The sequence below is a fragment of the Paraconexibacter sp. genome (assembly GCF_041602235.1).
Classification (GTDB): Bacteria; Actinomycetota; Thermoleophilia; order Solirubrobacterales; family Solirubrobacteraceae; genus Paraconexibacter.
In genome coordinates this window covers 1-5,146 of record NZ_JBFIGP010000268.1, presented here as the reverse complement: position 1 = coordinate 5,146, position 5,146 = coordinate 1, and the positions used below count along the sequence as shown (strand labels likewise).

The window sequence follows — 5,146 nt, the reverse complement described above, 5'->3', positions numbered from 1 at the left end:
GGTCCGGGCCGTGAGCGAGGCGGCCGGCGACCTGCGCCGGGCGACCGAGCTGCTCACGGAGCTCGCCCGTCAGCGTCCCGCCGCGCCCATGACGCCGCTGAACCACCCGATCGGTCGCAACCGGCGCTACGCCCTGCACCGCGTCGAGCTGGCGCCGCTGAAGGCCGCGGCCAAGGCGAGCGGAGGGACCGTCAACGACGGGATCCTCGCCATCGTCGCCGGGATGCTGCAGCGGTACTTCCGGGCGGCGTCGTTCGTTCCCGACGGCGACCCGGTCGCGCTCGTGCCGGTGAGCGTGCGGCGCGAGGGCGAGGAGGGCGGCAACCGCATCTCCACCGTGCTCGTCGATCTGCCGCGCGACGTCGAGGATCCGGGTGAGCGCGTCCGCAGGGTCGCCGCCACGATGGAGCGGATCAAGGACTCCGCGGCGGTCCGCGCCGGTGCGCTCATGGTGCACGCCGGTGGCCTCGCGCCACCGCTCGTGTCCTCGCAGCTCGCCCGCGCCATGAGCGGGATCAGGGCCTTCAACCTGGTGGTGTCGAACGTCCCCGGACCGCAGGTCCCCTTCTACCTGCTCGGGCGCCGGCTCCAGGCGGTGCATCCGGCCGTGCCCCTGAACCCCTCGACGCAGGGCCTCAACGTCGGCGTCCTGAGCTACGACGGCGGCGTCTGCTTCGGGCTCACCGCCGACAGCGGCCTGGAGCCGGCTCTGCCGGTGGCGGCACGGGCGTTGCGCGAGGCGGTCGACGAGCTGCTCGCCCTCGCCCCCGCCTGAGCGGCCGCCGTTCAGCCGCGCTCGAGCACGGCCCGTGCGGCGTTGTGCCCGGGGATGCCGGACACACCGCCCCCGCGCACCGCGCCGGCCCCGCACACCAGCAGGCGCCGCGCCGGGGTCTCGACGCCCCACGTTCCCGCGGGAACGCCGGCGTCCTCGTCCGACCAGGGCCACTGCAGGTCCCGGTGGAAGATGTTGCCGCCGGGCAGCGCCAGCTCGCGCTCCAGCTCGACCGGGGTCCTCGCCTCCAGGCACGGCCGTCCGTCGCGGTCGCGCAGCACGCAGTCCATGATCGGCTCCGCCAGGTACCGGTCGAGCTCGTCGAGGGTGCGCTGCACGGCGACGCCCTTGACCTCGTCGTGCCGGTCGCCCCGGAAGAGCCGCTCCGGCAGGTGCAGGCCGAACAGGGTGAGCGTGTGGGCCCCGGTCGCCCGCAGGTCCGCTCCCAGGATGCTCGGGTCGGTCAGGGAGTGGCAGTAGATCTCGCTCGGCGGCCTCCGGGGCACGAGGCCCGCCGACGCCTCCTCGTAGGCCCGTTGGAGCGCACCGGCCGACTCGCCGACGTGGAACGTCCCGGCGAAGGCCTCATGCGGATCCACCGCCGTGTCGCGCAGGCGCGGGAGCCGTCGCAGCAGCAGGTTCACCTTCAGCTGCGCCCCCTCCGGCGTGGCCCCGCCACCCACGCGCACGTCGCTCCCACCCGCTTCCAGCAGCGGGTCGAGCACCGCCGGGGCGACCCCCGCGAGCACCGTCGCGGCAGCGACCGTCCGCTCGGTCCCGTCGGCATCGACCCAGGTGACCGCGGCGCCCTCGTCGTCGACCGCTACCGCGGTGACCTCGGCGCGGGTGCGCAGATCGGCGCCCGCGGCACGCGCCGCGTCGGCCAGCGCCTGCGTGAGCGATCCCATCCCGCCGACGGGCACGTCCCAGTCGCCGGTCCCACCGCCGATCACGTGGTAGAGGAAGCAGCGGTTCTGGCGCAGCCCGGGATCGTCCGCCGCGGCGAACGTCCCGATCAGCCCGTCGGTGAGGACCACGCCCCGGACCGTGTCGTCGGCGAACCGCTGCGCCAGGGTCACGCCCAGCGGCTGCTCGACCAGCGCGTGCCAGATCTCGTCGTCGCCGATGGCCCGACGGTGCTCGGCCGCCGGCCGCAGCGGCTCGGTGAGGGTCGGGAACACCGCGCGGGCGACCCGGCCCGTCGCGGCCGACAGCGCGGTCCAGGCGTCGTGCTCCGCATCGCCGCCCGTCAGCGTCCGCATCGAGGCCCGGGTCCGCGCGGCGTCGGTGGCGTCCACGAGCAGTCCCCCGTCACCGACCGGGGTGTAGGAGCTGATCCGCCGGCGAGACGTCGCGAACCGCAGGCCGAGCTCCGTGACGATCTTGCGAGGCAGCAGGCTCACGAGGTACGAGTACCGCGACAGGCGCGCGTCGACGCCGGGGAAGGCCCGCACGCTGACGGCTGCGCCCCCGAGCACCGGCGCACGCTCCAGCACCAGCACCGACCGGCCGGCGCGCGCGAGATAGGCGGCGGCGACCAGCCCGTTGTGGCCCCCGCCGACCACGACCGCGTCCCACCGGGCCGGACTCCTCACAGCACGAGCTTCCTCTGCGTCTGGCGGACCGCGATCCGCAGACAGACCAGGGCGAACAGCAGCATCGCGCCGAGATGGATGAGGTCGGCACCCACCTCGAACCCGAACACCGCGTGCCGGACGAGCTGCACGCAGTGGTACAGCGGGTTCAGGTTCGCCGCCAGCTCGATGCCGCGCGGCAGCTGATCCAGGGGGAAGAACGTCCCGGCCGTCAGGAACAGCGGGGTGAGGACCGCGCTCTGCACGTAGCTGAAGTTCTCGATCGTGCTCGCCGAGGCCGAGATGGCGGTGCCGAACGCCGCCCAGCCGATCCCGGCGAGCATGCCGATGAACGGCACGAGCAGCATGCCCAAGGACGGATCCAGGCCGAAGACCATGGCGACGAGGATGGGGACGCAGCCGTACAGGCCGGCTCGCCCTCCCATCCACAGCACCTCGGCGGCGACGAGCTCGACGGTGTCGACCGGGGTCGACAGGATGGCGTCGTAGGTCCGCTGGTACTCCCGCTTGATGAACGATCCGTACATCGACCCGAAGGCGGCGGAGAACAGCACGGCGGTGGCGACCGAGCCGGTGCCCACGAACTCGATGTACTTCAGCCCGCCGACGCTGTTGACCAGCGCGCCGAACCCGAAGCCGAACGCCAGCAGGTAGACCGTGGGCTCGACGGTCGCCGAGAACGTGGCCGACCGCCAGTAGGAGCGGAAGTTGATGACCTCCCGGATCAGGACGCCCTCCAGCGCGGCCCGCTCCAGGCGGCGCATCCGGCGTCGGCGGACCGGCTCGGGGGGCGGGATGCTGGGGACGGCCGCGGCTGCGTCGGCGGTGCTCATTCGATCTCCTCTCCGGTCAGCAGGACGAACACGTCCTCCAGCGCCGCGGGACGCCGGACGCCGTCCTGCGGCACGACCTCGGCCGGAGCGTCCTCGACACGCAGGAGGGACACGCTGGTCCCGGTACGCCGGGTGGCCACCCCCGCCTGGCGTGCCGTCGCCTCGACCTCGCTCAGCCGCTGCGGCGGCCCGTACACCTCGACGGCCTCGGCGCCCGCGTGCTCGCGGACCAGATCCCGGGGCGGCCCGGTCGCGACCGCGCGCCCGGCCGCCATCACGACGACCGTGTCCGCGAGGCGCTCGGCCTCCTCGATGTAGTGCGTGGACATCAGGATCGAGGTCCCCTCGCTGCGCAGGCGGTCGATGAGCGCCCACAGCTCCTGCCGGATCTGCGGATCGAGCCCGACGGTCGGCTCGTCGAGCAGGACGACCTGGGGCCGGTGGACCAGCGCGCGGGCGACGAGCAGCCGGCGGCGCATCCCGCCCGAGAGCTCGGTGACCTTCGCCGACGCCCGCTCGGTCAGGTTGGCGATCCGCAGCGCCGCGTCGATCGCGGCAGCGCGGTCACGTCCGGGCACCCGGTACAGGTGGGTGAACACGCGGAGGTTCTGCTCGACGGTCAGCGTGGTGTCGAGGTTGTCGAGCTGGGGGACGACGCCCATCGCGGCGCGCGCGAGCTTCGACTCCCCGGGGAGCTCGAAGTCGAGGATCCGCAGCTCCCCCTCGTCGGCGATCGCCTGTGCCGTCAGGAGCTTCATCGTGGTCGACTTGCCTGCCCCGTTGGGGCCGAGCAGTCCCACGCACGTGCCCTCGGGAACGTCGAGGTCCAGACCGTCGACCGCGCGGATCGGGCCGAACGTCTTCACGACGTTGCGCAGGCGGATGGCGGACGTGCTCGGCACGCCCGCCACCCTACTCACCGTCGAGTCGCGGCCTAACCGCGACCCGTGGCCTACTTCAGGCGCTCGACGATCAGGGCCTCGCCCTGACCCTGCGCGACGCACATCGTCTCCAGGCCGATGGTGCCGTCCATCGTCTCGAGATCGTTGAGCAGCGTGGCCATGATCCGCACGCCGGTCATGCCGAACGGGTGCCCGAGGGCGATCGCGCCCCCGTGCGGGTTCAGCTTGTCGTAGTCGAACCCGACCTCCTCGGCGATCGGGATGACCTGCGCGGCGAACGCCTCGTTGAGCTCGTAGACGTCGACGTCGCCGATGGTCATGCCGGCGCGGTCCAGCGCCTTCTTGATCGCGCCGATCGGGGCGACCCCCATCAGCTCGGGCTCGTTGCCCCACGTCGCCGCGGTGATGATCCGCGCGCGCGGCTGCAAGCCGAGCTCCTTCGCCTTGTCGGCGCTCATGATCAGCGACGCCGCGGCGCCGTCGTTCAGCGGGCACGCGTTGCCGGCCGTGACCGTGCCGTCCTCGCGGAACGCGGGCTTCAAGGACCCGAGCTTCTCGAGCGTGGTGCCGGGCCGGGGGCCGTCGTCCTTGCTGACGACGGTGCCGTCCTCGAGCGTGACGGGGACGATCTCCCGGTCGAAGAACCCGGACTCCTGCGCCGCGACCGCGCGGTCCTGCGAGCGCTTCGCGAACTCGTCCTGCTGCTCACGGGTCACGCCGTACTTCTGGGCGACGTTCTCCGCGGTCAGGCCCATGGCGATGTACGCGTTGGGCTGGCCGGGCTCCTTGCCCTGCAGCTTCTCGTTCTGGTCCTCGGGGTGCGCGGCCTCCTGGGCGGCGTTGTACCGCGAGACGAACTCGACGCCCCCGGCGATGTAGACGTCACCCTGACCGGCGACGACGTTGTTGGCCGCGATGCGGATCGCGTCGAGCCCGGAGGCGCAGTAGCGGTTGATCGTCGAGCCGTTGGTCTCCTGGCCGAGCTTGGAGCTCAGCAGGACGGCGAGACGCCCGATGTTGTTGGCCTGCAGGCCCTGCGGC

At 72.9% G+C, this 5,146-nt stretch carries 5 protein-coding genes; 1 reads left to right on the top strand and 4 read right to left on the bottom strand.

The genetic code is table 11. The features are described from left to right. Positions 1-775: WS/DGAT domain-containing protein (locus tag ABYE80_RS16790; RefSeq protein ID WP_372791454.1), on the top strand; the 775-nt coding region annotated here is incomplete at its 5' end. 11 nt (positions 776-786) lie between these two features. On the opposite strand, the gene ABYE80_RS16785 is transcribed toward ABYE80_RS16790, so the two are convergent. From ABYE80_RS16785 to ABYE80_RS16770, 4 genes are all read right to left on the bottom strand, one after another. Then, positions 787-2,370, bottom strand: coding sequence for a phytoene desaturase family protein (locus tag ABYE80_RS16785; protein ID WP_372791453.1), 1,584 nt, complete (start codon positions 2,368-2,370; stop codon positions 787-789). Further along, a complete protein-coding gene (locus ABYE80_RS16780; RefSeq protein ID WP_372791452.1) occupies positions 2,367-3,203 on the bottom strand; it encodes an ABC transporter permease in 837 nt (278 codons plus the stop codon). Before ABYE80_RS16780 ends, ABYE80_RS16785 begins: the two co-directional genes overlap by 4 nt. Further along, a complete protein-coding gene (locus ABYE80_RS16775; RefSeq protein ID WP_372791451.1) occupies positions 3,200-4,105 on the bottom strand; it encodes an ABC transporter ATP-binding protein in 906 nt (301 codons plus the stop codon). Before ABYE80_RS16775 ends, ABYE80_RS16780 begins: the two co-directional genes overlap by 4 nt. A 50-nt stretch (positions 4,106-4,155) precedes the next feature. After that, on the bottom strand, positions 4,156-5,146 hold a 991-nt coding region (locus ABYE80_RS16770; RefSeq protein WP_372791450.1), incomplete at its 5' end, for an acetyl-CoA C-acyltransferase.